Origin of the sequence: Agromyces binzhouensis (assembly GCF_004135055.1) — a bacterium.
Taxonomy (GTDB): domain Bacteria; phylum Actinomycetota; class Actinomycetes; order Actinomycetales; family Microbacteriaceae; genus Agromyces; species Agromyces binzhouensis.
This window is the reverse complement of record NZ_SDPL01000417.1, coordinates 1-2730: the sequence shown is the minus strand read 5'-3', so window position 1 is coordinate 2730 and position 2730 is coordinate 1. Positions and strand designations below refer to the sequence as shown.

Annotated in this window: 4 protein-coding genes; 1 reads left to right on the top strand and 3 read right to left on the bottom strand. The window is 74.1% G+C overall.

Features of this window, described 5'->3' with window-relative positions; genetic code table 11:
- Positions 1-199 (bottom strand): hypothetical protein (locus tag ESO86_RS15060; protein WP_165307952.1); only part of this gene is annotated, 199 nt, incomplete at its 3' end.
- Positions 200-346: 147 nt separating this feature from the next.
- The gene (gene mnmA / locus ESO86_RS15055; protein ID WP_129235712.1) at positions 347-1486 is read right to left on the bottom strand and encodes a tRNA 2-thiouridine(34) synthase MnmA; all 1140 of its coding nucleotides are present in this window, start codon (positions 1484-1486) and stop codon (positions 347-349) included.
- Between the two features lie 145 nt (positions 1487-1631).
- Here mnmA and ESO86_RS15050 point away from each other — a divergent pair, with 145 nt between their 5' ends.
- Positions 1632-2273, top strand: a complete 642-nt coding sequence (locus ESO86_RS15050) for a class I SAM-dependent methyltransferase (RefSeq protein WP_129235711.1) — start codon at positions 1632-1634, stop codon at positions 2271-2273.
- 18 nt (positions 2274-2291) lie between these two features.
- Here ESO86_RS15050 and ESO86_RS15045 read toward each other — a convergent pair.
- Positions 2292-2730: aminotransferase class V-fold PLP-dependent enzyme (locus ESO86_RS15045; protein WP_129235710.1), on the bottom strand; the 439-nt coding region annotated here is incomplete at its 5' end.

Here is a 2730-nt window from a genome sequence, read left to right as displayed (position 1 = left end):
CGCGCTCGTCGACCTTGCGGTCGTAGGCGGCGGTCCGCGAGTCCGCGGTCCGGTCGGCATCCGTCCGGTCGGCGGCCGTGGCCTCCCGGTCGTCGCGGATGCCGTCGCCGTCGGCGTCGACGCGCCGGTCGGTCGGCGTCGTTCCCGTGCGCGGGTCGCGGTTCGAATCGTGTCCGGGTCGGTCGGTGGAGGTGCTCATGGTGTGGTCCCTCTCGTCGTCTCGTCGCCGCAGGGGGATGCCCCTCGGCGCGCCTGCGACCCTACGCGGGGTGCGGAGCGGGCGAGGAGGCCTTGACAAACGCCCGGATGGCACACTCGCGCCGTCCAGCGAACGTCCAGCGGGCGCTCAGGCGTCGATGGGGACGGCGCTGACCGTGCGGTCGATCGTGCACTGCCCGAGCACGCGCGTGCCGACGTAGACGACCGCCGTCTGGCCCGGCGCGACGCCGTCGAGGGGCGTGCCCGGCGTGATCACGAGCTCGGCGGAGCCGGAGGCATCCGTCGCCACCCTCGCGACCGCGGGCACCGGGTCGGCGTGCGCCCGGATCTGCACCTCGCAGTCGAAGGCCTCGCCGTCGGCGACGACGAGGCCGGATGCCACGGGGTCGGCGCCCGCCCACGAGAACCGGGACCCGGCGACCTCGGCGACCGCGAGCGCCTCCTTCGGGCCGACGACGACCGTCCGCTCCTTGGGCCGCACCTCGAGCACGAACCGGGGCCTGCCGTCGGCGGCCGGGGTGCCGAGCCGGAGCCCGCGGCGCTGCCCGACCGTGTACGCGTGCGCGCCCTCGTGCGCGCCGACGACCTCGCCCGACCGGTCGACGATGTCGCCGGGCGCGGTGCCGACCTTCTCGGCGAGCCAGCCCTTCGTGTCGCCGTCGGAGATGAAGCAGATGTCGTACGAGTCCGGCTTCTGCGCGACCGACAGGCCGCGCCGTGCGGCCTCCTCGCGCACCAGCTGCTTCGACGGGGTGTCGCCGAGCGGGAAGTACGCGTGCGCGAGCTGCTCGGCCGTGAGCACCCCCAGCACGTACGACTGGTCCTTCGCCTCCGCGCTCGCGCGGTGCAGCTCGCGGCGACCCGCGGCATCCGTCGTGATCTTCGCGTAGTGCCCCGTGGCGACCGCGTCGAAGCCGAGCGCGAGGGCCTTCTCGAGCAGGGCGGCGAACTTGATGCGCTCGTTGCAGCGCATGCACGGGTTGGGGGTGCGGCCCGCCGCGTACTCGGCGATGAAGTCGTCGACGACGTCGGCCTTGAACCGCTCGGAGAAGTCCCACACGTAGTACGGGATGCCGAGGACGTTCGCGGCGCGCTGGGCGTCCATCGAGTCCTCGATCGTGCAGCAGCCGCGGCTGCCCGTGCGCAGGGTGCCCGGCATGCGGCTGAGCGCGAGGTGCACGCCGACCACGTCGTGGCCCGCCTCGACGGCGCGCGCGGCCGCGACGGCACTGTCGACGCCGCCGCTCATCGCTGCCAGGACCCGCATGGCTCCAGTGTACGAAACGGCCCCTGAGCGGATGCCGCGCGCGGAGGTCCGACCCGTCGCCGCGACGATAGCGTTGGCGGATGCAGGCGACCGACCACCGACCGCGCGAACGCTCCCCGCGTCGAGCTCGACCGCGGAGGCGCGGGTGACTCCCGCACCGGCGCCGTCGTGGGAGACCTATCGGACGTCGATCGGCGACCGGTCGACGATGTTCGCGGCGATCGCCTCGACCTGGGGTGTCGAGGAGGCGCTCTATCCCGGCTCCTACCTCGACCTCTCGCCGTCCACGGCGATCCGGTCGGTCACGTACGTCGACACCGACCGCCGCGCTGCGCGCTACTTCGCCGATTCGGACCTCGTCCGCGCCGAGCTCGCCCGCGCGGAACCCGCCCATCCGACGACGCCCGCATCGGCGGCCCGGGTCGAGTTCCTGCACGCCGACTACACCATGCCGCTGCCGCTCGCGGATGGCGCGTTCGACCTGCTCGTCTCCCTCTACGCAGGCCCGGTCTGGGACCATTGCCGGCGCCATCTCCGCCCGCACGGCCTGCTGCTCGCAAACACGAGCCATGGCGATGCCGGCCTCGCCGCCCTGGATCCCGACCTCGAGCTGGTCGCCGCCGTGCACCACCGCGACGATCGGTATCGCCTCGACACGCGGGAGTTGGACGGCTACCTGGTTCCGAGGAATCCTGCCGCGGCCGACCGCGACCTCATCCGACGCAGCGGTCGCGGGATCGCCTACACCCGCACGGCGTTCGCGTACCTCTTCCGGCTCCTGCCGTAGCGCCGGTGCCGCCGGGAGTCAGCGGTCGAAGCTCGTGACCCGGTCGGCCATGCCGGCCCGGGTCGCACGCTCGACGGCGGCGGGGAGCGCCTCGAGGAACGCGTCGACGTCGGCATCGGTCGTGGTGCGCCCCAGCGTGATCCGCAGGGCACCGCGCGCCTCCGCCTCGGTGCGGCCCATCGCGAGCAGCACGTGCGAGGGTTCGGGCACGCCGGCCTGGCACGCCGACCCGGTCGAGACCGCCACGCCCGCGGCATCCAGCAGGAACAGCAGCGAGTCGCCTTCGCATCCGGGGAAGGAGAAGTGCGCGTTGCCGGGCAGCCTCCCGGCGGGATCCGGGTCGCCCGAGAGTCGCGCGCGGGGCGCGGACGCCGCGACCCCCGCAATGAGCCGATCGCGCAGGCGCGACATCCGTTCGTCCTCGGCCGCCGCCTCCTCGGCCGTCGCGCGGGCGGCC